Origin of the sequence: Nakamurella flavida (genome assembly GCF_030811475.1) — a bacterium.
In the GTDB taxonomy this organism is placed as follows: Bacteria; Actinomycetota; Actinomycetes; order Mycobacteriales; family Nakamurellaceae; genus Nakamurella; species Nakamurella flavida.
Map to the genome: position 1 here is coordinate 1664865 of NZ_JAUSQV010000001.1, position 26846 is coordinate 1691710.

The window sequence follows — 26846 nt, forward strand, 5'->3', positions numbered from 1 at the left end:
CGTGCCCTTCGGCCGCTCACGACTCGCCCCTCGGCGCGGACCCCCCACCGCACCGGGGGGCGACCTCGTTCCGGGGTCGGACCGGGTCCGGCCGCCGGGGTGGGGGTCGGTCCGTCGCCGGGGCCTCAGGGACTCCCACGCAGCACGGTCCGCCCGTCGGCCAGGCGCACCTCGACCGCCGCGATGTCCTCGGTGGTCAACGTGGTCGCCCCGTCCACCGTCGCCTCCGCCCCGGCCAGACCCAGCCAGGAGCCGGCCTGCTCGGTGCGGCCGTCGGTGCCGATGACCACGAGGTCGTAGGGCACGGACGGGTCACCACCGGAATCGGTGTAGCGGCAGGTGACCTGCACGCCCGTCCCCCAGGGTCGGGAGGTCAACGCCACCTCCGCCACCAGCGGAGCGCCGGACACCGCGGACAGCTCCACCGTCCGGACCGACCCGGCCACCGGTGGGACGGGGTCCGGTCCGTCGAGCGCCACCGCGGTGCCGATGCCCGCGCCGACGGCGAGCACCGCCGCCGCGGCCAGCAGGACCACCCGGCGCCGCCGCCGGTGCCGGAGCAGATCGACCCGCGCCAGCAGGCCGGGGAGCAGCCCGGGCGGCGGCTCGTCCGGTCCCCGGCCCTGGACGGCGGCGAGCCCGTCGTGACCGGTGTGGGCGAGCAGCCCGGCCACTCCGGCCAGCCGCTGCACGGCGTCGCTGCAGGCGGCACAGTCGAGCAGGTGCCGCTCGAAGCGCTGTCGCTCGGCCGGGTCGAGGGCCCCCAGCACGTAGGCCGCATCGTCGTAGCTGTGCGCGCCGTGTGCGCCGTCGTGGCCGTGCGCACCGTCGAACCCGTGCGCACCGTCGAACCCGTGTGCACTCCCGGTTCCGTGTCCGCCGTCCCGCCCGAGGGCGCCGTCCGGGCCGGTCCCGTCCGCTCCCCCGCTCCCGGGAGGGAGCCAGTCGCCGCTCATGTGACCACCCCCAGTTCCTGAAGAGCCAGCCGCAGCGCGTGCAGGCCGTAGTGCAGACGGGACTTCACCGTGCCGACCGGGATGCCCAGCCGGTGCGCGGCCTGCGCCGCGGTGCACCCGCGGTAGTAGCACTCGAGCAGCACGGCCCGGTGCTCCGCGCTGAGCCGGCGCAACGCCTGGGCGACGAGCAGGGATTCCAGGGCCGCGTCCGCGCCGTCCGGCTCCCCCCGTTCGGGGATGTCCCCGGGCAGGCTCAGTGGCCGACGCTGCGCCGCCCGCCACTCGTCGACCACGATGTTGCGGGCCACGGTGAAGAGCCAGGAGCGGGCGGACCTGTCCTGCTGCTCCAGCACCTCCGGCCGGCGCCAGGCCCGCAGCAGCGTTTCCTGCACCACGTCCTCGGACCGGGCGCGGTCACCGCCGGTGAGCTGCAGCGCATACGCCCACAGGGCCCCGGCGTGGTCGGCGTGCAGCGCGCGCAGCAGCTCGCCCTCGGCGTCCGGACGAGCCGGCGCCGGGGCGGCGGGCGCACGCCGCGGCCGACCGGTCACGACGCCCGGGTCCGCCGTTCCAGCAGGATCCCGGCGATGCCACCGATCAGCGCGACCGCCTCGGACACCGCCCCCAGCCATTCGTTGACCCCCATGATCTGGGAGTTCACCCCGAAGAAGCCGATGGTGGCCGACAGGATGTAGGCACCCAGGGTGGCGGCGCCGAAGCCGGCGGCCAGGAATAGCGGGATCCACGACCGCCAGATCAGCAGCAGGACGCCGATCACCAGACCGGCGACGGCGTTGACGAGGAACATCGGGCCGACGACGTCGATGCTGTCGTATCCGTCGGCGGCGTACAGGTACAGGTGGACCACCGCGGACAGCAGGACACCCGCGGAGGTCAGCCCCCGGAGCACCCCGGCCAGCGGCATGGCCTCGAAGCTCACCGGGGCATCTGTGGTTCGGCTACGCACACTCATCGGACGCTCCTGCGATCGGTGTTCTGGTCGGTCGTTCGCTCGGTCGCAGCGGACGACCGGACCCCACAGGAGTCACGCCGAGCGCGGCGAAAGGGTTCAGTCAGCCCTGTGCCACCGGACCGCCCCCGGGCCGAGCAGACCACGGATCCCTGTGAATCCGGCGGGGAATTCCCTCCGGGTGAACCCAAACGGGTCTGTTCGACGTAGGACAGGGCATGACCACCACGCCGCAGGTCCTCCCCCCGTCCGCCACCGACCCCGTCCCGAACGGCACTGCCCCGGCCGCATGCGCATGCCAGGGTTGCGACGCCCACTCCGCCGGCGCCGCCCGGAACGGCACCACCCGTCGTCGCGCCCTCCAGGTGGCCGGCGCCGGTGCCGGCGCGGCCTTCCTGGCCGCCTGCGGGTCGTCCGCGACCACCGCCGCCAGCTCCCCGGCGGCCACCTCCGCCGCGGCGACGTCCGCGGCGAGTTCCGCCGCGAGCTCGGCGAGCAGCGCGGCCCCGTCCAGCAGCGCGGCCACCTCGGCGGCCAGCAGTGCGGCCACCAGTGCCGCGTCGAGCTCCGCCAGCAGCGCGGCACCGGTGAGTGGGATCGTGGCCCTGGCGGACGTTCCGGTGGGCGGCTCGGTCTCCGCGACCGCGCCCGATGGTTCGCCGATCATCATCGCGCAGCCCACCGAGGGCTCCGCGGTCGCCTGGAGCGCCATCTGCACGCACCAGGGCTGCACCGTCGTGCCGGCCTCGGGCACCGAGCTGGACTGCCCGTGCCACGGGTCGGTGTTCGACGCCGCCACCGGGGCGGCCACCAAGGGACCGGCCAAGACCGCCCTACCGGCGTTCGCCGTGACGGTCGAGGGCGGGCAGGTCGTCGCGAGCTAACCCCGTCCGGCCGTGACCACGGCAGGCACCCCGAGAACGCAGAACGGCCCGGCTCCCCTGAGGGAACCGGGCCGTTCTGCACTGCAGGACATCCCGGTCGGCGGTGTCCGGTGGACGCCGCCGACCGCTCGGATCAGCGGTAGTCGCGACCCATGTCGAAGTCGTCCAGCGGCACGGCCGTGCCGGCGGCGACCCCGAAGGTGTCCGCACCGTAGTAGGTGTCGTCGAACGTGGGCAGGCTGTAGGCCGCGGCCCGAGCCTCCTCGGTCGGCTGCACCGCGATGTCGCGGTACCGCGCGATGCCGGTCCCGGCCGGGATCAGCTTGCCGATGATCACGTTCTCCTTCAGGCCCACGAGCTTGTCGGACTTGGCGTTGATCGCCGCGTCCGTCAGCACCCGGGTCGTCTCCTGGAAGGAGGCCGCCGACAGCCACGAATCGGTGGCCAGCGACGCCTTGGTGATGCCCATGAGCGCGGGACGACCGGCGGCCGCCTCGCCACCCTCGGCCAGCACCCGACGGTTGGACGCCTCGAACTCCTTGCGCTCGATGACGGCACCGGGCAGGAACTCCGTGGAGCCCGAGTCGATGATCGTCACGCGACGCAGCATCTGCCGCACGATGACCTCGATGTGCTTGTCGTGGATCGACACACCCTGGCTGCGGTAGACCTCCTGGACCTCACGGACCAGGTGCAGCTGCACCTGGCGCGGGCCCATGACGCGGAGCACCTCGTGCGGGTCGACGTTGCCCTCGAGGAGCTGCTGACCGACCTCGACGTGGTCGCCGTCCACCAGCAGACGCTCGCTGCCGTCCACCGTGAGGGTGGCCAGCCGCTGCGTCTTCGGCAGCTTGTCGTACACGACCTCTTCGCTGCCGTCGTCCGGCACGATGACGATCCGCACGAACTTGTCGGCGTCCTCGATCCGGATCCGGCCGGCGGCGTCGGCGATCGGCGCCTTGCCCTTGGGGATCCGGGCCTCGAACAGCTCCTGCACACGCGGCAGACCCTGGGTGATGTCGGAGGAACCCGACGCCGCCCCGGTGTGGAAGGTCCGCATGGTCAGCTGGGTACCGGGCTCGCCGATGGACTGGGCGGCGACGATGCCGACCGCCTCACCCACGTCGACGAGGTTGCCGGTGGCCAGGCTGCGGCCGTAGCAGACCGCACAGGTGCCGATGGCCGCCTCGCAGGTCAGCACGGAACGCACCTTGGCGCTGTGCAGACCGGCCTCGATGGCCTCGCGGACGTGCTCCTCACGCATGTCCGTCCCGGCCGGGACGACCACGGCGCCCGAGTCGGTGACCAGGTCGACGGCCAGCGTGCGGCCGAAGATCGAGGTCTCCAGGAACTCGCTGGGCCGCAGCACACCGTCGACCGAGGTCTCGGTCAGCGGCAGGGCCACGCCCCGCTCGGTGCCACAGTCCGACTCGCGGACGATGACGTCCTGCGAGACGTCGACCAGACGACGGGTCAGGTAGCCCGATTCCGCCGTCCGCAGCGCGGTGTCGGCCAGACCCTTGCGGGCGGAGTGGGTGTTGATGAAGTACTCCAGCACCGACAGACCCTCGCGGAACGAGGACCGGATGGGGCGCGGGATCTGCTGACCCTTGGAGTTGGCCACCACGCCCTTCATGCCGGCCAGCGACCGGACCTGGATCCAGTTACCGGCGGCACCCGCGGCGACCAGCGTGTAGACCGGGTTGTCCTTCGGGTACGCCGGCGGGATGGCCTCCTCGATCTCCTTGGTGGCCGCCTCCCAGATCTTCACCAGGTCGTCGTTGCGCTCCTCGTGGGAGAGGTTGCCGCGCTGGTACGCCTTCTCCACCCGATCGGCCTGCACGTCGAACTTGGCCAGGATCTCGCCCTTGGCCGCCGGAATGATGACGTCGCCGATGGCCACGGTCATGCCCGAGCGGGTGGCCCAGTGGAAACCGGCCTCCTTCAGGCGGTCCAGCGTCTGCGCGACCACGGACATGGGGTAGTGCTCGGCCATGTCGTTGACGATCAGCGCCTGGCGCTTCTTGGGCAGCTCGTCGTTCACGAACGGGTACCCGGTGGGCAGCAGCTCGTTGAACAGCACGCGACCCAGGGTCGTCTCGGCGATCCACGGATCACCGGCCTCGTGGTCCTCCGGCAGCTTGGCCAGCTCGTCCTTCGAGGGGACGACCGAGCCGGGCAGCCGGACCTTGATCGGGGCACGCAGGCTGATCAGGCCGGCGTCGAGCGCCATGATCGCCTCCGCGCTGGACGAGAACACGTGCCCGGCACCCTTACCGTCCGGGTCGAGCCCGCACAGGTAGTACAGCCCGGTGACGAGGTCCAGGGACGGCATGGCCAGCGGCCGGCCGGATCCCGGGGACAGGATGTTGTTGCTCGAGAGCATCAGCACCCGCGCCTCGGCCTGGGCCTCGGCGGACAGCGGGACGTGCACGGCCATCTGGTCGCCGTCGAAGTCGGCGTTGAACGCCGCGCAGACCAGCGGGTGCAGCTGGATGGCCTTGCCCTCCACGAGCTGCGGCTCGAAGGCCTGGATGCCCAGACGGTGCAGGGTGGGCGCGCGGTTCAGCATGACCGGGTGCGCGGCGATGACCTCTTCGAGGACGTCCCACACCTGGGGGCGCTGGCGCTCGACCATCCGCTTGGCGGACTTGATGTTCTGCGCGTGGTTCAGGTCGACCAGCCGCTTCATGACGAACGGCTTGAACAGCTCGAGGGCCATCAGCTTGGGCAGGCCGCACTGGTGGAGCTTGAGCTGCGGGCCGACGACGATGACCGACCGGCCGGAGTAGTCGACGCGCTTGCCGAGCAGGTTCTGACGGAACCGGCCCTGCTTGCCCTTGAGCAGATCGGACAGCGACTTGAGCGGGCGGTTGCCCGGGCCGGTGACCGGCCGGCCGCGACGACCGTTGTCGAACAGGGCGTCGACGGCCTCCTGCAGCATCCGCTTCTCGTTGTTGACGATGATCTCGGGGGCGCCGAGGTCGATCAGTCGCTTGAGGCGGTTGTTGCGGTTGATGACGCGGCGGTACAGGTCGTTGAGGTCGGAGGTCGCGAAGCGGCCACCGTCCAGCTGCACCATGGGCCGCAGCTCCGGCGGGATGACCGGGACGCAGTCCAGGACCATGCCCAGCGGGGAGTTCTGCGTCATCTGGAAGGCCGCGACGACCTTCAGCCGCTTGATGGCGCGGATCTTGCGCTGACCCTTGCCGTTCTTGATCGTGTCGCGGAGCGACTCGGTCTCGGCGTCGATGTCGAAGTCGGCGATGATCTTCTGCAACGCCTCGGCACCCATGCCGCCGGTGAAGTAGTCGCCGAAGCGGTCCTCCAGCTCGCGGTACAGGACCTCGTCGATGATCAGCTGCCGCACGGACAGCTTCTTGAAGACGTCCAGCACCTCGTCCAGGCGATCCAGCTCGCGCTGGGCGCGGTCACGGATCTGCCGTTGTTCGCGCTCGCCGCCCTCGCGCACCTTGCGGCGCACGTCGGACTTGGCCCCCTCGGCCTCGAGCTCGGCCAGATCGGTCTCGAGCTTCTTGGCGCGGGTGTCGATGTCGGCGTCGCGCCGGTTCTCGAGGTTCTTGCGCTCGACCGACATCTCGGCCTCGATCGTCGGCAGGTCGTTGTGCCGCTGGTCGAGGTCGACGCCGGTGATCAGGTACGCGGCGAAGTAGATGATCTTCTCGAGGTCCTTGGGGGCCAGGTCGAGCAGGTAGCCCAACCGGGACGGGACGCCCTTGAAGTACCAGATGTGGGTGACCGGCGCGGCCAGCTCGATGTGGCCCATCCGCTCACGACGCACCTTGGCGCGGGTGACCTCGACGCCGCAGCGCTCGCAGATGATGCCCTTGAAGCGGACGCGCTTGTACTTGCCGCAGGCGCACTCCCAGTCGCGGGTGGGGCCGAAGATCTTCTCGCAGAAGAGCCCGTCCTTCTCCGGCTTGAGGGTGCGGTAGTTGATGGTCTCGGGCTTCTTGACCTCGCCGTGGGACCACGCGCGGATGTCGTCCGCGGTGGCGAGGCCGATACGCAACTCGTCGAAGAAGTTGACGTCGAGCACTGGTGGCACGTCCCTGTCTGTCGAAATATCAGGTGGCCGTCCGGGGCGACACCGTGGTGCGGTGCCGGCGGCCGACCGGGGTGGAGGTGGCGTCCCGGCGGGCCGGCCCACCCGTCTCAGGGGTGGACCGACCCGACCGGGTCTCCGTTCAGATCGCGGGGATCACGGGGCGGTCAGTTGACCAGGTCGTCGACCGAGGCCGACTCGTTGCGCGACAGGTTGATCCCGAGGTTGGCCGCAGCCCGCTCGAGGTCGTCGTCGTCGGTGTCGCGCATCTCGATGGTCATGCCGTCGCTGGAGAGCACCTCGACGTTCAGGCACAGCGCCTGGAGCTCCTTGAGGAGCACCTTGAACGATTCGGGGATGCCCGGCTCCGGGATGTTCTCGCCCTTGACGATGGCCTCGTAGACCTTGACGCGGCCCACGATGTCGTCGGACTTGATCGTCAACAGCTCCTGCAGCGTGTAGGCGGCGCCGTAGGCCTGCATGGCCCAGCACTCCATCTCGCCGAATCGCTGTCCACCGAACTGCGCCTTACCACCCAGGGGCTGCTGCGTGATCATCGAGTACGGCCCGGTCGAACGAGCGTGGATCTTGTCGTCGACCAGGTGGAGCAGCTTGATGATGTACATGTAGCCCACGGCGACCGGGTACGGGAACGGCTCCCCGGTACGGCCGTCGAACAGGGTGGCCTTGCCCTCCTGGGAGACGAGGCGATCGCCGTCCCGGGTGGGGGTGGTGGAGCCCAGCAGGCCGATGATCTCGTCCTCCGAGGCACCGGAGAACACCGGCGAGGCGGTCTTGGTGAACGGCGCGGCGGACCGCGACGCCTCATCCAGGTTGGCGGCCCACTCGGGCAGCCCCTCCACGTTCCAGCCCTGTGCGGCGACCCACCCGAGGTGTGTCTCCAGGATCTGTCCGATGTTCATCCGTCGCGGCACACCGTGCGGGTTGAGCACGATGTCGACCGGGGTGCCGTCGGGCAGGAAGGGCATGTCCTCGACCGGCAGGATCTTGCCGATGACGCCCTTGTTGCCGTGCCGGCCGGCGAGCTTGTCGCCGTCCTGGATCTTCCGCTTCTGGGCCACGTAGACGCGGACCAGCTCGTTGACGCCCGGGGGCAGCTCGGCGCCCTCGTCCTCGCGGTTGAAGACGCGGATGCCGATGACCTTGCCGGTCTCGCCGTGGGGCACCTTGAGGGAGGTGTCGCGGACCTCGCGGGCCTTCTCGCCGAAGATCGCGCGGAGCAGGCGCTCCTCCGGGGTCAGCTCGGTCTCGCCCTTGGGCGTCACCTTGCCGACCAGGATGTCGCCGTCCTGGACCTCGGCGCCGATGCGGATGATGCCGCGCTCGTCGAGATCGGCCAGCACGTCCTCGGAGACGTTCGGGATGTCCCGGGTGATCTCCTCGGGCCCGAGCTTGGTGTCCCGGGCGTCGATCTCGTGCTCCTCGATGTGGATCGAGGTCAGCACGTCGTCCTGGACGATGCGCTGCGACAGGATGATCGCGTCCTCGTAGTTGTGCCCCTCCCACGGCATGAAGGCCACGAGCAGGTTCTTGCCCAGGGCCATCTCACCGCCGTCGGTGCACGGGCCGTCGGCGATGACGTCGCCGGCCTCCACGCGGGCGCCCTCGTCCACGATCGGCTTCTGGTTGAAGCTCGTGCCCTGGTTGGAGCGACGGAACTTGTTCAGCCGGTACGTGCGGTGGCTGCCGTCGTCGGCCATCACCGAGATGAAGTCCGCGGTCGCCTCCTCGACGACACCCGACTTCTCCGCGATGACGACGTCGCCGGCGTCCTTGGCCGCGCGGGCCTCCATGCCGGTGCCGACCAGCGGCGCCTCGCTGCGCAGCAGCGGGACGGACTGACGCTGCATGTTGGCGCCCATCAGCGCACGGTTGGCCTCGTCGTGCTCCAGGAACGGGATCATCGCGGTGGCGACGGAGACCGTCTGCCGCGGGGACACGTCCATGTACTCGACCTCGGACGGATCGACCTGGTCGACCTCGCCGGAGCCCTTGCGGCGCACCAGCACCCGGGCCTCGGAGAACGATCCCTCACCGTCCAGCTTGGCGTTGGCCTGGGCGATGATGAAGCGGTCCTCCTCGTCCGCGGTCAGGTAGTCGATCTGGTCGGTGACCCGACCGTCGGTGACCTTGCGGTACGGGGTCTCGATGAAGCCGAACGGGTTCACCCGCGCGAAGGTCGACAGCGAGCCGATGAGGCCGATGTTCGGGCCCTCGGGGGTCTCGATCGGGCACATCCGGCCGTAGTGGGACGGGTGCACGTCGCGGACCTCGAGCGAGGCGCGATCACGGGACAGACCGCCGGGCCCGAGCGCCGACAGGCGACGCTTGTGGGTCAGACCCGCGAGCGGGTTGGTCTGATCCATGAACTGCGACAGCTGGCTGGTGCCGAAGAACTCCTTGATGGAGGCGACGACGGGCCGGATGTTGATCAGGGTCTGCGGCGTGATGGCCTCGACGTCCTGCGTGGTCATCCGCTCGCGGACGACGCGCTCCATCCGGGACAGACCCACGCGGATCTGGTTCTGGATGAGCTCGCCGACCGTGCGCAGGCGACGGTTGCCGAAGTGGTCGATGTCGTCGGTCTCGACGGGCATCTCGCGGGTACCGCTGGGGTTCCACTCCGTCTGCCCCTCGTGCAGACGCAGCAGGTACTCCACGGTGGCCAGCAGATCGTTCTCGGTCAGGGTGCCGACACTGGTGGCGGTGTCCTGGCCGAGCTTCTTGTTGACCTTGTACCGGCCGACCTTGGCCAGGTCGTAGCGCTTGTCCTTGAAGAACAGGTTCTCCAGCAGGGCCTGCGCGCTCTCGCGGGTCGGCGGCTCGCCGGGACGCAGCTTGCGGTAGATGTCCAGCAGCGCCTCGTCCGTGCCGGCGATGTGGTCCTTCTCCAGGGTGGCCAGCAGGACCGGCGACCAGGAGAAGTGCTCACGGATGCGCTCGGTGTCCCAGCCCAGGGCCTTCAGCAGGACGGTGACCGGCTGGCGCCGCTTGCGGTCGATGCGCACACCGATGGTGTCGCGCTTGTCGATGTCGAACTCGAGCCAGGCACCCCGCGAAGGGATGACCTTGACGGAGAAGACGTCCTTGCCCGCGGTCTTGTCCAGGTTGCGGTCGAAGTACACACCGGGCGACCGGACGAGCTGGGAGACCACGACACGTTCGGTGCCGTTGATGATGAAGGTGCCCTTGCTCGTCATCATGGGGAAGTCGCCCATGAAGACGGTCTGGGACTTGATCTCACCGGTCTCGCGGTTCTCGAACTCGGCGGTGACGAAGAGCGGTGCCGAGTAGGTCATGTCCTTGTCGCGGCACTCCTCCTCGGTCGCCTTGACCTCGTCGAAACGCGGGTCGGAGAACGACAGGGAGAGATCGCCGGAGAAGTCCTCGATCGGGGAGATCTCGTCGAGGATCTCGTCCAGACCACTGGGCGTGGGCTCGGTCTGCCGGCTGCGCCAGACGGGGCCGCCGACCAACCAGTCGAAGGAGTCCGTCTGCAGGGCGAGGAGGTTGGGCACCTCGAGCGGTTCGCGGAGTTTGGCGAACGACACCCGCGAGGCGCCTGAGGAGGTGTTCTTGGGCGTGGCCGTGACTGCCAAGATTCGTCCTTTCGAGGACTGGCACTGACTACTGGGCGTGCATCTGGTTGCGCCCGCCCCCCCGGGCCACCACCGCACCCGTCCGGCCTGGGCGGACGAGCGGGGCGGTGCTGACTCGGGTGACGGAACCGCCCCGGAGGGCATACCCGCAGGTCCGGGGGCCGGAACTCCGGTGAGGAGCGGCTCAGGACAGACGGGCAGCACAAAGAGGGCAGCGCAATGACGAAGCCTAGCAGAGAAGGGCAGCCTTTTCCAGACGTACCCTCCGGCCGACGATTCGACGGAGACCTCGGGGACGGTGGACACCCGGGTCGGCTCGGCCGATGTCGTACAGAAGGACGCGGCCCGCAATATGACCGACGTCGAGTGCATAGCGTGGCCCGCGCGGGTGCCCTGCGTCAAGCACGACGCCGCATTTGCCGGCCGGGTTCGCACGAACGGGCAGGGGGACGCCCGGGTGGGTGGCCCCGGGACGACCCGGCCCGTCGAGCCAACGGCCGGGCCGCTCCCCCGCCGGTCCGAACCCCTCCCGTGCCGCCCCGGCCCTCTTGCGACAACGCCCCGAACCCTCGTACCCCGGGGCGCACACCGCACGACTGCGGACGACCCGCCGCCGGAACGCCGAACGGGGCGGGCCCGCTGATGCGGACCCGCCCCGTTCGAGCGGCGCCCGGGGTGAACCGGGCGGCGTGGTGGTGCGGTGGTACTGGAACGCGGTCAGCGCACCGTCACTTGACGGTGGCCTTGGCGCCGGCCTCTTCGAGCTTGGCCTTGGCAGCCTCGGCGGCCTCCTTGGGGGCCTTCTCCAGGATGGCCTTGGGGGCGGCGTCGACGAGATCCTTGGCTTCCTTCAGACCCAGGCCGGAGACGATCTCGCGGACGGCCTTGATGACCTGGACCTTCTTCTCACCGGCGGACTCGAGGATGACGTCGAACTCGTCCTGCTCCTCGACGGCCTCGGCGGGGGCGCCGCCACCCGGGCCGGCGGGGCCGGCCACGGCGACGGGGGCCGCGGCGGTGACGCCGAAGGTCTCCTCGAAGGACTTCACGAACTCGGACAGCTCGATGAGGGTGAGCTCCTTGAAGGCCTCGAGCAGCTCATCGGTGGACAGCTTCGCCATGGTGGCGTCCTTTCAGATGCCGACCGCCTGGCTCGCGCGCAGGTGGTCGTGGGTGGGGATGTGACGTGTGGTTCGGGGTGGTGCGGGTACGGCAGGAGCGCGGTGCGCTCAGACCGCGGCGGTCTCGACCGGGGCCTCGGCGGCCTCGGCGGGACTGTCGGCAGCGTCGGCCGGAGCCTCGGCGGCCGGAGCGTCGCTCGCGCGCTGCTCCTGCAGGGCCGCAGCCAACCGGGCCACCTGGGAGGGCAGCTGGTTGAACATGACGGCGGCCTTGGTGAGGGTGCCCAGCATGGCGCCGGCCATCTTGGCCAGGAGGACCTCGCGGGACTCCAGATCGGCCAGCTTGGTGACCTCGGACGGGTCGAGGGCCTTGCCCTCGAGGTACCCACCCTTGATGACCAGCAGCGGGTGCGTCCGGGCGAAGTCGCGCAGCGCCTTCGCAGCGTCGACGGGCTCGCCGGAGATGAACGCGACCGCGGTCGGACCGGTGAACAGGTCGTCGAGGCCGGCGACGCCGGCATCGGCGGCCGCCCGCTTGACCAGGGTGTTCTTCGCCACCGCGTAGGTGGTGTCGGCACCCATGGCGCGGCGCAGCTCGGTCAGCTGGGACATGGTCAGCCCGCGGTACTCGGTGATGACCGCGGCGCTGGAAGAGCGGAACTTCTCGGTGATCTCAGCCACCGTGGCGACCTTGTCGGCTTTGGCCATGTGTCGCCTCCTTTCCGGGCCGGCCCCGAGGGACCGGCTGTCTGCGTCGTGTCGCGGGGGCGGCGATGCCGCCCCACCCACGCCAGGACGCCGGATCGAGGAGCAGAGACGACGAACGCCCCGGCGCAGGGCGCACGGGGCGGAAGGAAGCACCGGTGACGGCGCCTGCTCGAACCTCGTCCTCCTGCGTGGGCCGCCCGGGTGACTGCTCCGGGACCTTCATCCACGGTGACCCGGATGTTCTCGGGGCATGCGGAAGCCGACGGTCTTGGGTGGATCAGGACTGACAGTACGCCACCCGGGGCGGGACCACCAACCGGGGCCGTGACCGCCATCGGGTGAAGCGGCTCAGGGAGTGGCCACCTCGGCCGGATCGGGAGCCGTGACGCTCACGGCCTCGTCGAAGGCGCTGAAGACGAGGGTATCGCCGTACTCGACCCCGTCGGCGATCACGGTGGAGTCCAGCGTGCGCACGCGGTCCTGCTCGTCCACCGCGATGTCCACCGAGATGGAGCCCTCGACGTCATCGAACAGGGTGGTGTCGTCGAGCCATGCCATCCCGACGAGCATGGTGGAGGCGTCCCGCTCGGCGATCTCGACCCGGTACCGCTGGACCGCGGCCCCGTCCACGGTGTCCGCGCCCAGATCGAGCACCTCCTGCGCCCCGCCGATGAACGACAGGTCGTAGGCGAGGTCCTCCGGGTAGCCGTAATCGCAGTAGTAAGCGATGAACGCCCCGGCGAGGGCTCCGTCGTCCTGATCGGCCTCGTCCACCTCCGGGTCGATCGGCACCTCCACCCAGGGGGTGGTGACCTCCAGACCCTCGGGCGGCGGGCTCGCGTAGGCCCGCCGGTCGACGCAGCGGATCTCCTCGATGGACCAGAGTTCGACCGACGGCGGGGTGAAGGTGACGACCCGGTCCACCCGGTCCCCCACCCGGGTCTCTTCCACCCGGTACTCGTCGGTCGACACCGGATCCCGGTGCACCACGGTCCGGGTCATCGACGACAGCGCGGCCTGGGCAGAGACCACCCCGTCGGCGAGCTCGGTCAGGTCCCGGGTGGACAGCGGCCGCTCGATCACGACTCCCGGTGCCGCCTGCGGGCTACCGGCGACCACCGAGGTGCAGGAGGTGAGCACCAGCACCAGCGGCACCAGGGCCGGCCAGAGCCGCCGGAGATGCAGCGGCCGACCACGACGGTCGTCGACCGGGTGGGGGGCGGTACCTGCTGGGATCACCGGGCTCCGATCCTGGCCGCACCCGGACGGATGCGAGGGACGTCCAGTATCCGGGGACCGATGGCCGCGCGGGCTCCCCGGACGGACGATTCCTCGGACCCGTTCGGGGCGGCCGGGCCGGATCGGCCGGCCCGACCGCACCTCCCACGGGATCGTCGGCGGACGCCCTGACTCCCCGGACGCGATCTGGACCCACGCCGCCGCGCCGTGTGACCGCCCCCGGACAGCACGAAGCCCCGACCGGAACGGTCGGGGCTTCGTGGAGCAGGAGCTCACCGTCAGGCGGTGGCGTCCTCGTTCTCGAGCAGGTTGCGGGTGCGGGACGGGTCGACCAGGATGCCCGGGCCCATCGTCGTCGCGAACGCGATCTTCTTGATGTACTTGCCCTTGGCCGCGGACGGCTTGATGCGGAGCACCTCGTCGAGGGCGGCGGCGTAGTTCTCCACCAGCTTCTCGGTCGGGAACGACACCTTGCCGATGACCAGGTGCAGGTTCGAGGCCTTGTCGACCCGGAAGTTCACCTTGCCGCCCTTGATGTCCGCGACGGCCTTGGCGACGTCGGCGGTGACCGTGCCGGTCTTCGGGTTCGGCATCAGACCACGCGGGCCCAGTACCCGGGCGATCCGGCCGACCTTGGCCATCTGGTCGGGGGTGGCGATCGCGGCGTCGAAGTCGAGCCAGCCGCCCTGGATGCGGGCGATCAGGTCGTCCGCACCGACGACGTCGGCGCCGGCGGCCTCGGCCTCGGCGGCCTTGTCACCGACGGCGAACACGATGACGCGGGCGGTCTTGCCGGTGCCGTGCGGCAGGTTGACGGTGCCACGGACCATCTGGTCGGCCTTGCGGGGGTCGACCCCGAGGACCATGGCGACCTCGACGGTGGCGTCCATCTTGGTCGCCGACGTCTTGCGGGCCAGCTCGGCAGCCTCGAGGGGGCTGTAGAGGTTGTCGCGGTCGATCAGTTCCGCGGCCTGGCGGTAGGCCTTGCTGCGCTTCATGTCATCTCCTGGATGTGGGGTGTGGAGTTCGTGGTCGACGGGCCGCGCTCGGCCCTCCCACGCGGTGACGACCCGGCCGGGTCGCTCGTGCAGGTGGAGCAGGGTGGATCGGATCAGCCGCTGACGGTGATGCCCATGGAGCGGGCGGTGCCGGCGATGATCTTCTCGGCGGCCTCGACGTCGTTGGCGTTGAGGTCGGCCTGCTTGGTGGCGGCGATCTCGCGGATCTGCGCCGCGGTGACCGAGGCGACCTTGGTGGTGTGCGGCGTGCCGGAGCCCTTCTCCACACCGGCGGCCTTGAGCAGCAGGCGCGCGGCGGGCGGGGTCTTCAGCTTGAACTCGAACGAACGGTCCTCGTACACGGAGATCTCGACCGGGACCACGTCACCGCGCTGGGACTCGGTGGCCGCGTTGTAGGCCTTGCAGAACTCCATGATGTTGACGCCGTGCTGGCCGAGTGCCGGGCCGACCGGCGGTGCCGGGTTGGCCAGGCCGGCCTTGATCTGCAGCTTGATGACAGCTGACAGCTTCTTCTTCTTCGGGGGCATGTCTCTTCCTCGTGGCAGTACTGGGTGTGCCGGTGGTACCGACCGGACGGTCGGACCGTGTGTTCCCCGCCGGGACTCGTCCAGATCTTGTTAGATCTTGGAGACCTGGCTGAACGACAGCTCGACAGGCGTCTCGCGTCCGAAGATGGACACCAGGACCTTGAGCTTCTGGGCGTCGGCGTTGACCTCGTTGATCGTCGCCGGCAACGTGGCGAACGGGCCGTCCATGACGGTGACCGATTCGCCGACCGAGTAGTCCACCTCGGTCCGGACCGGAGCGGCCGCTCCGGAGCTGGTGGCGGTCGCGGCCTTCTTCGGCGCGGCCGGGGTCAGGATCTTCACGACCTCGTCGACGGACAGCGCCGACGGTCGCTGGGCGGTGGCGCCGACGAACCCGGTGACCCCGGGGGTGTTGCGCACCGCGCTCCACGATCCGTCGGTGAGCTCCATCCGGACGAGGATGTAGCCCGGGTACACCTTGCGCTGGACCTGCTTGCGCTGCCCGTTCTTGATCTCGGTGACCTCTTCGGTCGGGACCTCGATCTGGAAGATGTGCTCCTCCATCTGGAGGGACCGGATGCGGGTCTCGAGGTTGGTCTTGACCTTGTTCTCGTACCCGGCATAGCTGTGCACGACGTACCAGTCGCCGTCGGCTCGCTTCAGCGCGGCCCGCAGCTCGGCGGCCGGGTCGATCTCGCCCTCGTCGGTCGCCGCGGCATCGCCGCTGACCGCGTCCTCGTCGGCACCGTCGGTGCTGACGTCGATGCCGGCCTCGGCCGCCGCGTGGATGGCGAGGTCGTCGGCCTGCACGGAGGTGTCCGGGTGGTCGCTGGAATCGTCGGAATCGGTGCTCACCAGCGCGGCCGCGTCGGCGGTGGCGGGGTCGGCGGAGCCGTCCAGCGTCACCTGGTCCTCATCGGGCTGTCCGCCCGGGGAATCGACATGGGTCGACACAGTTGTGCTCACTTCCTTCTTCCGCACGGCCACCGGACGGTGGTCGTGACTCTCACTGCCTACCGGGGCAGCCTCCGGAGCCGTCCGCGACGGGCGCGGTCGGCCCGCTCCGGTCAGCCGAAGACGCCGAGGACTCCCTTGGCGAACAGCAGGTCGAGCAGCGCCACCAACGTCACCATGAACACCACGAAGACGATGACCACGATGGTGTAGGTGACCATCTGGTTCCGATTGGGCCAGATGACCTTGCGGAGCTCGGCCACCACCTCCCGGAGGAAACGCGCCAACCGGGCGAAGATGTTCCCCCGCGCCGGAGCCTCGCTCCCCCGCCGCTGGGTGGGGGCACCCTTGCCCTCGTCGGCCTCCGCCGGAGCGGAGCCCGCCGAACGCCGGGCAGCGGCCCGGGCCGAACCCGCAGCCACCCCGGCGCCCACGGCAGCGGTCTCCCGGTCGCCGGTGGTGCCGGTGTCACCGTCGGGTTCGGCGGCCTCGACCGTGCGTTCGGCGTCCTCGGGCGAGGGGGTCAGGGGCGAGGAGCCCGTGCCGTCCACGTCGTCGTGATCCTTGCTCACGCCTTCGTCGTCCCTTGCTCGTCGATCCTCGGCCACCGGTGCTGGTCCGCGTACCGGCTCGCTCCGTGCTGTCCGGCAGCCCGCGGGGGCCACCGGGTACCGCTCTGGTGTGCCGGCCGCCGAGCGACCGTCGTGCAGGGGCGACAGGACTTGAACCTGCAACCTGCGGTTTTGGAGACCGCTGCTCTGCCAGTTGAGCTACGCCCCTTGGTCGATCCCGGAGGATCGTCCGACCCGTGGCACCCGACCGCGACTCTCCTCCCCCTGGGAGGAACCCGTGACCAGGAACAACAGGGCGGGGTGACGCCGCGACCGTCCGGACCTCGGATCCGGGCAAGCTGCGGCACACCCCAGCGCATCAGTGTAGGGCACTCCCCGACCCCCGGACCACCGTCGCGGACCGGCAGCGGACCGCCGGCCTGCCGTCCGCCCGTCGACCCCGGCCCCCTCCGGTTCTCCCGATCGGGTCGCCCACGCCCCGACCCGATCCGATCCGGAGGGTGCGCGGTCGCCGCCCCGCAGGACGGGGAGGCATGCCACGATGTCGGGCATGAGCAGCTCGAGCAGCCCGGAGAGCACCACCCCGTCCCCGTCCCCGTCCGCGCCGCGCCGGGTCTCGGCCCGCATCGGCGGGATCGCCGAGTCGGCGACGCTGGCCGTGGACGCGAAGGCCAAGGCCCTCAAGGCAGCCGGTCGCCCGGTCATCGGCTTCGGGGCCGGGGAGCCCGACTTCCCCACGCCCGCCCCCATCGTGGCCGCCGCGGTGGCCGCGGCCGGTGACCCGGCCAACCACCGGTACACCCCGGCGGCCGGGTTGCCCGATCTGCGGGCCGCGGTCGCGGCCAAGACCGCCCGCGACTCCGGCTACGACGTCGAGCCGTCCCAGGTGCTCATCACCAACGGCGGCAAGCAGGCCGTCTACCAGGCCTTCGCCACCCTGCTCGACCCGGGCGACGAGGTCCTGCTGCCCGCCCCGTACTGGACGACCTACCCCGAGGCGATCGCCCTGGCCGGTGGGGTCAGCGTGGTCGTGCCGACCGACGAGACCAGCGGGTACCTGGTGGACGTGGCCCAGCTCGAGGCCGCCCGCACCCCGCGCACCAAGGTGCTGCTGTTCTGCTCGCCGTCCAACCCGACCGGCGCCGTGTACCCCCCCGAGCAGGTCGAGGCCATCGGCCGCTGGGCCGTCGAGCACGGCGTGTGGGTCGTCACCGACGAGATCTACGAACACCTCACGTACGGCGAGGCCCGGCACGTCTCCATGCCCGTGGTCGTCCCGGAGCTGGCGGACACCTGCGTCGTGCTGAACGGGGTGGCGAAGACCTACGCCATGACCGGCTGGCGGGTGGGCTGGATGATCGGCCCGAAGGACGTCATCACCGCTGCCGCCAACCTGCAGTCGCACCTGACGTCCAACGTCTGCAACGTCGCCCAGCGCGCCGCCCTGGAGGCGGTCAGCGGATCGCTCGACGCGGTGGCCGGCATGCGGGAGGCGTTCGACCGTCGGCGGCGGACCATGGTCGCGATGCTCCGGGACATCCCCGGGGTCACCTGCCCCGAGCCGCAGGGGGCGTTCTACGTCTACCCGAGCATGGCCGGCCTCATCGGCAAGGACTTCGGTGGGGTCCGTCCGACCTCGTCGGCCGAGCTGGCCGCCCTGGTGCTCGAGCACGCTGAGGTCGCGGTGGTGCCCGGTGAGGCGTTCGGTACCCCGGGGTACTTCCGGCTGTCCTACGCCCTGGGCGACGACGACCTGGCCACCGGGGTGGGCCGCATGGCGCAGTTCCTGGGAACCGCACAGGACTGACCGGCACGCGAGGTGCACGGGCCCGGTGGATGGCGACATCCACCGGGCCCGCGGTCGTTCGTACCGCTTGCGGGCGTCGAGGCATGGAGGCAGGAGAGACGGTCGACCGGCCGCCCCGCCGGTGCGGGACGGGGGCGGGCGACGGGTCAGCTCAGGCGGACGACGGCGCGGGCCTTGCCCAGGACGGTCTGACCGTCGAACTTCGCGGTGATGTCGATCCGGGCGGTGCCGGCGCCCGTGTCGACGGCGCCGACGACGGCGGTGAGATCCAGCCGAGCCCCGGTGTCGTCGTCGGGGACCACCACCGGGCGGGTGAAGCGGACCTCGAAGGACACCACCCGGGTCGGGTCGCCCACCCAGTCGGTGACGATCCGCCCGGCCTGGGCCATGGTCAGCATCCCGTGCGCGATGACGTCGGGCAGCCCGACGGCGACGGCCGTCCGGGAGTTCCAGTGGATGGGGTTGAAGTCACCGGATGCGCCGGCGTACCGGACCAGCTGGGCACGGGTGATCGACACCGTGAGACCGGGCAGGGCATCGCCGACCGCAGGCGTCGCGGAGGACGGGGCAGGGGCGGTCATCATGCCCCCCGGGCGACGAGAGTGGTGGTTGCGGTGCACACGCCACCCTGCGGATCGGAGATCTCCACGCGCAGGGTCAGGACGTCGTTCCCGGCGAGCACGGCCATGGCCTCGACGTGCACCGTGCACGACAGCTCGTCGCCGGCCACGATCGGGCGGTGGTGGACGAAGCGCTGATCACGGTGGACCACGCGGGAGAAATCCAGGCCCAGCTCCGGGTCGGACAGCACGGCGTCCTGTGCCCGGGCGAGGACGGCGATCGCGAAGGTCGGCGGCGCGACGACATCGGCGTGCCCGGCCTCGCGCGCGGCGTGAGGATCCCGGAACAGCGGATGCGGGTCGCCGATGGCGTCGGCGAAACGGCGGATCGCCTCACGCCCGACCTGGTACGTCTCCCCCGGAGGGAAGGCGCGGCCCAGGTAGGCGGTGTTGAGCGGCATCGTCGGCGGCTGCGCTGCGGTGGCGGACGGGGCCCGACCGGCGACTAGCGGGTCTCGCGGTGCTTGCGGTGGATCTTGCAGTTCGGGCAGAACTTCTTGATCTCCAGCCGATCCGGGTCGTTGCGCCGGTTCTTGCGGGTGATGTAGTTGCGGTGCTTGCACTCCTCGCAGGCGAGGGTGATCTTCGGGCGAACATCGGTGGCGGCCACGGCAGCTGCCTCTTTCTCGTTGCGTGATGGAGCGCGGGAAGGTTCGAGGAGGAACGTGTCGAACCCGTCGTACGGAAGGACGTGCGGTAGCGGTGGCCGGACTTGAACCGGCGACACAGCGATTATGAGCCGCTTGCTCTACCAGCTGAGCTACACCGCCGCGGGCTCCCGGAGGACCCCATGGCAAGAGGCCCCGAGCCTGCACCGATCTCCCGGCGACGGCTCGTGGCCACTTTCCGAGCCCCTTTACGGAATCGAACCGTAGACCTTCTCCTTACCATGGAGACGCTCTGCCGACTGAGCTAAAGGGGCCTGTCACAACTCGGCACTGCCTGCTGCGGGACCGATCCTACGGGCCCTGCGGCACCGATCCAAACCGCCCGGGAGAGGCGGATCGATCTTCTCGGCCACATCCGGCGGGGAGATGGGAGCCATCCTCCCCGACCCCCCGTGCTGCGCGGCCTCGACGACTCTACCCCACCCGCAGGGCCCGGCCGACATCGTGCCGGGCCGCTCTCAGCGCATCAGGCGCAGCACGTGGGTCCGGGGCTCCGGGCCGGGGACACGCACCGTGCGGGACTCCAGCCATGCCTCGAATCGGTCCAGGGACAGCGGCCGCGAGAGCAGGAACCCCTGGATCTGGTCGCACTCCATGGTCCGCAGCACATCGCGGGCGGCCTCCTCCTCGACGCCCTCCGCGACCACCAGCAGCCCGAGGGAATGACCCAGGTCCACGATGGCCCGGACGATGGCCAGATCCCCGAGATCGGTGTTCATGCCCTGGACGAAGGAGCGGTCGATCTTGATCTCGTCGATGGGCAGACGGCGCAGGTAGGCCAGCGACGAATAGCCCGTCCCGAAGTCGTCGACCGACAACCGGACGCCCAGGGTGGCCAGTTCCCGCAGGATCGGCAGGGAGTGCTCCGGGTGGGTCATGACACTGGACTCGGTGATCTCGAAGGTCAGCAGCGTGGGGTCGACGTCGTACCGGTCCAGCGATCGGCGCACCATGCCCAGGAAGTCCTCGGCCAGCAGGTTGCGGACCGAGAGGTTCACCGCCACGCCGATCTGCATCCCGGTGCTGCGCCACTCGGACATCTGTCGCAGCACGATGTCCAGGACGTGCTCCAGCAGGATGTCGATCGATCCGGTGGCCTCGATGGCCTCCACGAACTCCGCCGGGGACACCAGGCCGAACTCCGGGTGCATCCAGCGGACCAGCGCCTCCGCCCCGACCACCTCTCGGTCACCGAGCCGCAGCTTGGGCTGGTAGTGCACGACGATCAGCCCCTGCTCGACGGCCTGCCGGAACTGGGTGACCAGTTGGAACCGGCGTCGGTACACCTCGCCCATGCTCGGTCGGTAGACCTGCAGGGTCTCGTCGTTGGACTGCGCGGCCAGCATGGCCATCTCGGCCCGCTGCAGCAGCACGCTGGCGTCGGTGGCGGCCTCGTCACAGCTGAGATGGGCCACCCCGGCACTGGCGTTCGGGTCGACCTCGATGCCGTTGAGCGAGTAGGCGCCGCCCACGACGGCGCGCAGGCGCTGGGCCTGGGCGACCACCTGCTCCTCGGACGCGTCGTCCAGCAGGACGGCGAAGCGATCGGCCTCGATCCTGGCCACCGGGCGGTTCGCGCCGGCCGCCTCGACCAGACGGCTGCCGGCCATCCGCAGCAGGTGCTCCCCCCGGTCGTGCCCCAGGGCGTTGTTGACCTGGGACAGGACGTCCAGCTCGACGAGCATCACCGATCCCGCCCCGTGCTCACGGCCCTCGTTCACCGCGACCATGAAGCCCAGCCGGTTGCGCAACCCGGTGATGACGTCGTGGTAGGCCGCGTTGCGCAGGGAGTCCAGCAGCCGCAGGTTGTCCAGGCTGGTGGCCACGTGACCGGCGAGGGTCTCCAGCAGGGTGAGGTCGTTGTCGCTGAACCGACCCCACCGGCTGCGCCGGTCGCGGACCTCGAGGAAGCCCCGGTCCCGGTCGCCGGAACGCAGCGGGACGACCATGACGTCCCAGGCCTGCCGCGCGGTGAGGGCGGCGACCTCGGCCGGGTCGCTGGTGCGATCGGTGGAGACCTTCGCACTGCCGTGCTGCACCGCACGGCTCAGCAGCGGGTCACCCGCGGCCACCGGCGGTTCGCTCATCGCCCCGTCCGGACCGACGACCAGGGTGGCCGACAGGTCCGAACCGTGGTCCAGGTGCAGGGCGGCGACGCTGGCGTTGAGCTGGTCACGGACGTGCTCGAGCAGATCCCGCCAGTCGTCGTCCGAGCTGGACACCCCGATGACCCGGCGCCCGAAGCTGTACATCTTGGCCAGGTCGGCGTGCTGGCGGAGGAAGTCGAAGTAGGTCTTGTAGACGATGACCAGGACGACGGCCAGGGCGGCGCACAGGATCGGCCCGCCGGGCGAGCGCCAGACGTTGTAGGCGACGAGGGCGAACACGACGATCGCCGTCGCCGGGATCATCGAGCGGACGACCACCCGGACGAGGGGCTCGGCCGGGCCGAGCAGCCGGTAGGTCAGACCCACCGACACGGCGGAGGCCAGCGCGGCGACCAGCACCCCGACCGCCACCCCGAGGTAGGCCAGCGGGCTCGGCCCCTGTTCGGGCAGCGGTCCGCCGGTGATCAGCTGGGCGATCAGCCCGGCCACCGCGGTCTCCAGCAGGATCAGCGACAGGTTGAGGGAGATGTTCTGCCAGCTGTCCCGCCGACACAGGTAGACGATGGCGCCGGCCACCAGGTGGGCCACGCCGACCAGCCACACGGGCATGAGCAGCAGGCCGATGACCAGGGGCAGTTCGGACACGCTGATCAGCAGGGTCTCGCGGCGGATCTCCACCCGGAGCGGGAAGATCTCCCCCGCCAGGAAGGCCAGGCACAGGATGCTGCCGGCGACGAGCGCGGATCGGGTGTCCAGACCGGCGCCGTCCTGGGAGACCGCCCACCACAGACCGACGGAGACGACCAGCATCGCCGCGGCCACGATCGGGAAGACCGCCCGGGACGAGTGGGCCGGGCGCCGCTTCTCCGCGACGTCGACGGTCACGAGCCGTCCTGCCGGCGGCGCCGATGCGCGACCGCAACGCGCGCCTGCCCCTGGGCATGAGGGGAGCGGTACACCCGAGCGTTCCGTGGCATGCACGGAGCGTAGCCCTCGGTGACCCTGCAGACCACAGCTTCCGCCGGCGTGACGACCGACCCGGCGACCGCCCGTGCCCTGGTCGGACTCGAGGACCGGACGTGCGGGGGGAGATACGCCGCACCGCCCCCCGGGTGGAACTCGATCGGAGGGCGGTGCGGGTGGAACGGCGGTGGCAGGTGAGGGATTCGAACCCCCGTAGGCTGTGCCGGCTGATTTACAGTCAGCTCCCTTTGGCCGCTCGGGCAACCTGCCAACGCGCGCCGGGCGGCCCGGGACGGATCCCGGCGACCATCCCGTGGATGCGCTGGGCAAGCGTACAAGGCCACCCGGCCCGTTTCCCAATCGCGCCCGGCGGGCCCACGCCACCCGCGCCGTGCGCGAGGATGGGAGGTCGGACCCGGCACCGGGCACGCGCCCCCGGGCACCCTCACCTGCGGGCGCCCGGCCATCGAACAGGAAGGACCGGACATGGCTGACTCATCGTTCGACATCGTGAGCAAGGTCGAACGGCAGGAGGCGGACAACGCCCTCAACCAGGCGGCCAAGGAGTTGACCCAGCGTTTCGACTTCCGCGGGACCGACGCCTCCATCGTCTGGGCCGGTGAGGAGTCCGTGACGATCACCGCCGGCACCGAGGAACGCTGCAAGGCGGCGATCGACGTGTTCAAGGACAAGCTGATCAAGCGCGGCATCTCCCTGCGCGCCCTGGACATCGGTGACCCGGAGCCGTCCGGGAAGACCTTCAAGGTCACCGGCACGCTCGTCCAGGGCATCGCCTCGGACAAGGCGAAGGCCATCGCGAAGAAGATCCGGGACGAGGGCCCGAAGGGTGTCCAGGCCCAGATCCAGGGCGACCAGCTGCGGGTGTCGGGCAAGAAGCGGGACGATCTGCAGGCCGTGATGGCGCTGCTGAAGAACGCCGAGGACCTGGACATCGCGCTGCAGTTCACGAACTACCGCTGATCACCGGCCCGGGCCTGCGCCGTGGGATGGCCTTCGGCGTCGCGGCCTACCTGATCTGGGGGCTGTTCCCGCTCTACTGGCCGCTGCTGCACCCGGCCGGGGCCCTGGAGATCCTGGCCCACCGGATGATCTGGTCGCTCGCGGTCATGGCCGTGGTCATGACGGTGACCCGCGGCTGGCCCGCGCTGCGGGTACCCGCCCGGGTCTGGGTGCTCGTCGCGGCCGCCGCAGTGCTGATCGCCGTCAACTGGGGCGTGTACATCTGGGCGGTCAACAACGGCCGGGTGGTGGACGCCGCGCTGGGCTACTTCGTGAACCCCCTGGTCAGCGTGCTGCTGGGGGTGGCGGTCTTCCGGGAGCGCCTGCGCCCTGCGCAGTGGGTCGCGGTCGGCCTGGGAGCCGCCGCCGTCCTGGTGATCGGCGTGGCCGGCGGGTCGGTGCCCTGGGTGGCCCTGGTCCTCGCGGCCAGCTTCGGCCTGTACGGGCTGGTGAAGAAGGTGGTCCCGCTGCCCCCGGCCGCGTCGCTGACCGCGGAGGGGCTGGTGCTGTTGGTGCCGGCCCTGGGCTTCCTGGTCGTCCTGCAGGTCACCGGGGCGTCCACGCTCACCGGGAACGGCACCGGGCACGTCGTGCTCCTCGCGGGGGCGGGCCTGCTGACCTGCGTGCCGCTGCTCGCCTTCGCCACCGCGGCCCGGGCGCTCCCGCTGTCCACCCTCGGCCTGCTGCAGTACCTGACCCCGGTGGCGCAGTTCCTGCTCGGGGTGTTCTGGGCGCACGAGGCCATGTCGCCGTCCCGGTGGGTGGGGTTCGGGATGATCTGGCTGGCGCTGACCGTGCTCAGCGTGGACGGGCTGCGTCGGATACGACGGCAAGCAGCCGCCCCCACCCCCGCGCCCACGAGCTGATCCCCGCCGGGTGGTGACCGGCCCGTCGGTGCGGCGTGCCGCGACGGTGCCGGTCCCCACCCGGGACGGTGGTCAGACCTGCGGCGCGGCCTCGCGCAGGGCGTCCAGGAGCGGCCCGGCGGCGGTGGCCAGGAACTCGTCCTGGGTCTCGTCGCCGATCTGCACCACCGCGATGTCGGTGAATCCGGCCTCCCAGTACTCCGAGACGGCCTTCACGACGGCGTCCAGGTCCGGCCCGCACGGGATCGCCTGCTCGACGTCGTCCTTGCGGACGAACTGACTGGCCGCCTCGAAACCCGCCGGGGTGGGCAGATCGGCGTTCACGCCCCAGCCGCCACCGAACCAGCGGAACGTCTCGTGGGCGCGGTCGATCGCGGCCCCCTTGTCGGGGCCCCAGCTGATCGGGATCTGACCGATCTTGCGGGACGAGGTCCCCGGGTGCAGTTCGTCCCACAGGGCGACGGCGTCGCCGTCGGGCTGGACGGCGATGAGGTGGTCGCCGATGGGCGCGAAGCGGTGGATCGACTGCGGCCCGGACACCGCCAGCCCGATCGGCACCGGCATCTCCGGGAGATCCCACAGCTTGGCCTGGTCGACGCGGAAGTACTCGCCGTCGTAGGTGACCCGGTCGCCGCTGAACAGCTCCTGGATGATCTCCACGGCCTCCTCCAGCATGTCCTGCCGCACGGCCACGGCCGGCCAGCCGGCGCCCACCACGTGCTCGTTGAGGTTCTCCCCGGACCCCAGGCCCAGGGTGAAGCGGCCGTCGGACAGCACGCCGAGGGTCGCGGCCTTCTGGGCCACCACCGCGGGGTGGTATCGCATGGTCGGGCAGGTCACGTAGGTCATCAGCTCGATGGCGGAGGTGGCCTGGGCGACGGCACCCAGCACGGTCCACGCGTAGGGGGCGTGGCCCATGGATTCCAGCCAGGGGAAGTAGTGGTCGCTGGAGACGGCGAAGTCGAAGCCCGCGGCCTCGGCGCCGACGGCGTAGCGGACCAGTTCCTTGGGTCCGCTCTGTTCGGTCATCAGGGTGTAGCCGAAGTTGGTCATGCCCACAGGTGTACCGCGCTGTGCGGCCGTCAAACGACCCGGGGTCAGCAGACGGGGCGGGCGGCGCGGATCGGCACCGGAGAGCCTCGATCCGACGGGTCAGCGGGTCCGACTGACGACGAAGTCGGCCAGCGAGGCCAGCGCGTCCCGGGAGGCCGAGGGCTGCAGCCGGTCGAGCTCGCGGCGGGCGTCGTCGGCGAAGCTGTCCAGGGTCTGCCGGGCCCGGGCCAGCCCGGCCGAGCCGCGGAGCAGCTCGACGGCCTCGTGCACCTCGGCGTCGTCCGCGATGGGGCCGGCGACCAGGACCTTGAGCCGGGGATCGGCGTCCGGGTCGGCCAACGTGTAGAGCGCGGCCAGCGTCGGGACACCCTCGCGGAGATCGGTCCCCGGGGTCTTGCCCGAATCGGTGGAGGCGATGTCGATGATGTCGTCGGAGATCTGGAACGCGATGCCCACGGCGCGACCGTAGCGGCGCAGCGCCTCGATCTCCTCCGGGCGGGCACCGGAGAACATGCCGGCGTACCGGGCGCAGGTGTCGATGAGGGCTGCGGTCTTCTCGTCCAGCACGGTCAGGTGATGGCTGATCGGGTCCGCGTTCAGCGGCGGGCCGACCGTCTCCCGGGTCTGCCCGGTCACCAGTTCGGCGAAGGTCTCCGCGATGATCCGCACCGCGTCCGGACCCAGGGGGGCGACCAGCCGGGAGGCCTGGGCGAAGAGGAAGTCGCCGGTGAGAATGGCGATGGAGTTGGTCCAGCGCGCGTTGGCCGAGGCGGCCCCGCGTCGAACGTCCGCCTCGTCCATGACGTCGTCGTGGTAGAGCGTGGCCAGGTGGATGAGCTCCACCACGGCCGACGCGGTGATGATGTCGGGCGACTCGGGGTCGGGTCCGATCCCGGCCGCGACCAGGGTGAACAGCGGCCGGAACCGCTTCCCGCCCGCGTTCATCAGGTGCGAGGCAGCCTCGGTGAGGAAGGGGAAGTCGCTGGCGAGCTCGCGCGCGAGGAGCTCCTCGACAGCCGCAAGACCCCGGGCGACCCGCTGACCGAGCGCGGGGTCGGCCAGGTCGATGCCGGACATTATCACCGGCGCCTTCCCCATCGCGGAC

22 protein-coding genes and 4 tRNA genes are annotated in these 26846 nt (G+C 70.7%); 4 read left to right on the forward strand and 22 right to left on the reverse strand.

Annotated elements, in window-relative coordinates; all coding sequences use genetic code 11:
• Window positions 1-125: 125 nt before the first annotated feature.
• The 3 genes from J2S58_RS07480 to J2S58_RS07490 are packed head-to-tail and all read right to left on the reverse strand — an operon-like array spanning window position 126 to window position 1929.
• Window positions 126-956: a zf-HC2 domain-containing protein gene (locus J2S58_RS07480; RefSeq protein ID WP_205255924.1), complete on the reverse strand. Its 831-nt coding sequence runs from the start codon at window positions 954-956 to the stop codon at window positions 126-128.
• On the reverse strand, window positions 953-1507 hold the full coding sequence (locus J2S58_RS07485) for a sigma-70 family RNA polymerase sigma factor (RefSeq protein WP_306827526.1): 555 nt from the start codon (window positions 1505-1507) through the stop codon (window positions 953-955). Before J2S58_RS07485 ends, J2S58_RS07480 begins: the two co-directional genes overlap by 4 nt.
• The gene (locus tag J2S58_RS07490; protein ID WP_240188476.1) at window positions 1504-1929 is read right to left on the reverse strand and encodes a hypothetical protein; all 426 of its coding nucleotides are present in this window, start codon (window positions 1927-1929) and stop codon (window positions 1504-1506) included. Before J2S58_RS07490 ends, J2S58_RS07485 begins: the two co-directional genes overlap by 4 nt.
• A gap of 215 nt (window positions 1930-2144) precedes the next feature.
• Here J2S58_RS07490 and J2S58_RS07495 point away from each other — a divergent pair, with 215 nt between their 5' ends.
• Complete coding sequence (locus J2S58_RS07495; protein WP_205255922.1) at window positions 2145-2810, forward strand: Rieske (2Fe-2S) protein; 666 nt, start codon at window positions 2145-2147, stop codon at window positions 2808-2810.
• A 133-nt stretch (window positions 2811-2943) separates the two neighbouring features.
• Here J2S58_RS07495 and J2S58_RS07500 read toward each other — a convergent pair whose 3' ends face one another.
• The 10 genes from J2S58_RS07500 to J2S58_RS07545 form a co-directional block, all read right to left on the reverse strand.
• On the reverse strand, window positions 2944-6870 hold the full coding sequence (locus tag J2S58_RS07500; RefSeq protein ID WP_205256082.1) for a DNA-directed RNA polymerase subunit beta': 3927 nt from the start codon (window positions 6868-6870) through the stop codon (window positions 2944-2946).
• A gap of 173 nt (window positions 6871-7043) precedes the next feature.
• The gene (rpoB, locus tag J2S58_RS07505) at window positions 7044-10496 is read right to left on the reverse strand and encodes a DNA-directed RNA polymerase subunit beta (RefSeq protein ID WP_240188475.1); all 3453 of its coding nucleotides are present in this window, start codon (window positions 10494-10496) and stop codon (window positions 7044-7046) included.
• A 728-nt stretch (window positions 10497-11224) separates the two neighbouring features.
• Window positions 11225-11617, reverse strand: a complete 393-nt coding sequence (gene rplL, locus J2S58_RS07510) for a 50S ribosomal protein L7/L12 (protein WP_205255921.1) — start codon at window positions 11615-11617, stop codon at window positions 11225-11227.
• Window positions 11618-11725: 108 nt separating this feature from the next.
• Window positions 11726-12325, reverse strand: coding sequence for a 50S ribosomal protein L10 (rplJ, locus tag J2S58_RS07515; protein ID WP_205255920.1), 600 nt, complete (start codon window positions 12323-12325; stop codon window positions 11726-11728).
• Between the two features lie 348 nt (window positions 12326-12673).
• On the reverse strand, window positions 12674-13564 hold the full coding sequence (locus tag J2S58_RS07520) for a hypothetical protein (protein ID WP_205255919.1): 891 nt from the start codon (window positions 13562-13564) through the stop codon (window positions 12674-12676).
• Between the two features lie 278 nt (window positions 13565-13842).
• Complete coding sequence (gene rplA, locus J2S58_RS07525; RefSeq protein ID WP_205255918.1) at window positions 13843-14562, reverse strand: 50S ribosomal protein L1; 720 nt, start codon at window positions 14560-14562, stop codon at window positions 13843-13845.
• Window positions 14563-14675: 113 nt separating this feature from the next.
• Window positions 14676-15110 carry a 50S ribosomal protein L11 gene (gene rplK / locus J2S58_RS07530; RefSeq protein WP_205255917.1) on the reverse strand — a complete coding sequence of 145 codons (435 nt, stop codon included), beginning with the start codon at window positions 15108-15110 and terminating at the stop codon, window positions 14676-14678.
• 90 nt (window positions 15111-15200) lie between these two features.
• Window positions 15201-16016 carry a transcription termination/antitermination protein NusG gene (gene nusG / locus J2S58_RS07535; protein WP_370881861.1) on the reverse strand — a complete coding sequence of 272 codons (816 nt, stop codon included), beginning with the start codon at window positions 16014-16016 and terminating at the stop codon, window positions 15201-15203.
• Between the two features lie 161 nt (window positions 16017-16177).
• The gene (gene secE, locus J2S58_RS07540) at window positions 16178-16636 is read right to left on the reverse strand and encodes a preprotein translocase subunit SecE (protein ID WP_306827532.1); all 459 of its coding nucleotides are present in this window, start codon (window positions 16634-16636) and stop codon (window positions 16178-16180) included.
• Between the two features lie 135 nt (window positions 16637-16771).
• Window positions 16772-16844: transfer RNA gene (locus J2S58_RS07545), tRNA-Trp, on the reverse strand.
• A gap of 342 nt (window positions 16845-17186) precedes the next feature.
• Between J2S58_RS07545 and J2S58_RS07550 the strand changes: the two genes are divergently transcribed.
• Window positions 17187-18443 (forward strand): pyridoxal phosphate-dependent aminotransferase, encoded by a 1257-nt coding sequence (locus J2S58_RS07550; protein ID WP_205255916.1) that lies wholly within the window; start codon window positions 17187-17189, stop codon window positions 18441-18443.
• Between the two features lie 146 nt (window positions 18444-18589).
• Here J2S58_RS07550 and J2S58_RS07555 read toward each other — a convergent pair whose 3' ends face one another.
• The 7 genes from J2S58_RS07555 to J2S58_RS07585 all read right to left on the reverse strand — a co-directional run bounded on the left by J2S58_RS07555 (window position 18590) and on the right by J2S58_RS07585 (window position 23072).
• Window positions 18590-19027, reverse strand: a complete 438-nt coding sequence (locus J2S58_RS07555; protein ID WP_370881836.1) for a MaoC/PaaZ C-terminal domain-containing protein — start codon at window positions 19025-19027, stop codon at window positions 18590-18592.
• Window positions 19024-19464: an FAS1-like dehydratase domain-containing protein gene (locus J2S58_RS07560; RefSeq protein ID WP_205255914.1), complete on the reverse strand. Its 441-nt coding sequence runs from the start codon at window positions 19462-19464 to the stop codon at window positions 19024-19026. The genes J2S58_RS07555 and J2S58_RS07560 overlap by 4 nt, the downstream gene beginning before the upstream one ends.
• 44 nt (window positions 19465-19508) lie before the next feature.
• The gene (gene rpmG / locus J2S58_RS07565) at window positions 19509-19673 is read right to left on the reverse strand and encodes a 50S ribosomal protein L33 (RefSeq protein WP_205255913.1); all 165 of its coding nucleotides are present in this window, start codon (window positions 19671-19673) and stop codon (window positions 19509-19511) included.
• A gap of 87 nt (window positions 19674-19760) precedes the next feature.
• Window positions 19761-19833, reverse strand: a tRNA-Met gene (locus J2S58_RS07570).
• 79 nt (window positions 19834-19912) lie between these two features.
• Window positions 19913-19985, reverse strand: a tRNA-Thr gene (locus tag J2S58_RS07575).
• A gap of 204 nt (window positions 19986-20189) precedes the next feature.
• Window positions 20190-22724, reverse strand: a complete 2535-nt coding sequence (locus J2S58_RS07580) for a putative bifunctional diguanylate cyclase/phosphodiesterase (protein ID WP_205255912.1) — start codon at window positions 22722-22724, stop codon at window positions 20190-20192.
• Between the two features lie 266 nt (window positions 22725-22990).
• A tRNA-Tyr gene (locus J2S58_RS07585) sits at window positions 22991-23072 on the reverse strand.
• 216 nt (window positions 23073-23288) lie between these two features.
• Here J2S58_RS07585 and J2S58_RS07590 point away from each other — a divergent pair.
• Complete coding sequence (locus J2S58_RS07590) at window positions 23289-23783, forward strand: YajQ family cyclic di-GMP-binding protein (RefSeq protein WP_205255911.1); 495 nt, start codon at window positions 23289-23291, stop codon at window positions 23781-23783.
• Between the two features lie 26 nt (window positions 23784-23809).
• Window positions 23810-24688 carry an EamA family transporter RarD gene (rarD, locus tag J2S58_RS07595; protein ID WP_205255910.1) on the forward strand — a complete coding sequence of 293 codons (879 nt, stop codon included), beginning with the start codon at window positions 23810-23812 and terminating at the stop codon, window positions 24686-24688.
• A gap of 72 nt (window positions 24689-24760) precedes the next feature.
• On the opposite strand, the gene J2S58_RS07600 is transcribed toward rarD, so the two are convergent.
• Window positions 24761-25741, reverse strand: a complete 981-nt coding sequence (locus tag J2S58_RS07600) for an LLM class F420-dependent oxidoreductase (protein WP_205255909.1) — start codon at window positions 25739-25741, stop codon at window positions 24761-24763.
• Between the two features lie 99 nt (window positions 25742-25840).
• Complete coding sequence (locus J2S58_RS07605; RefSeq protein WP_205256078.1) at window positions 25841-26839, reverse strand: polyprenyl synthetase family protein; 999 nt, start codon at window positions 26837-26839, stop codon at window positions 25841-25843.
• Window positions 26840-26846 lie beyond the last annotated feature (7 nt).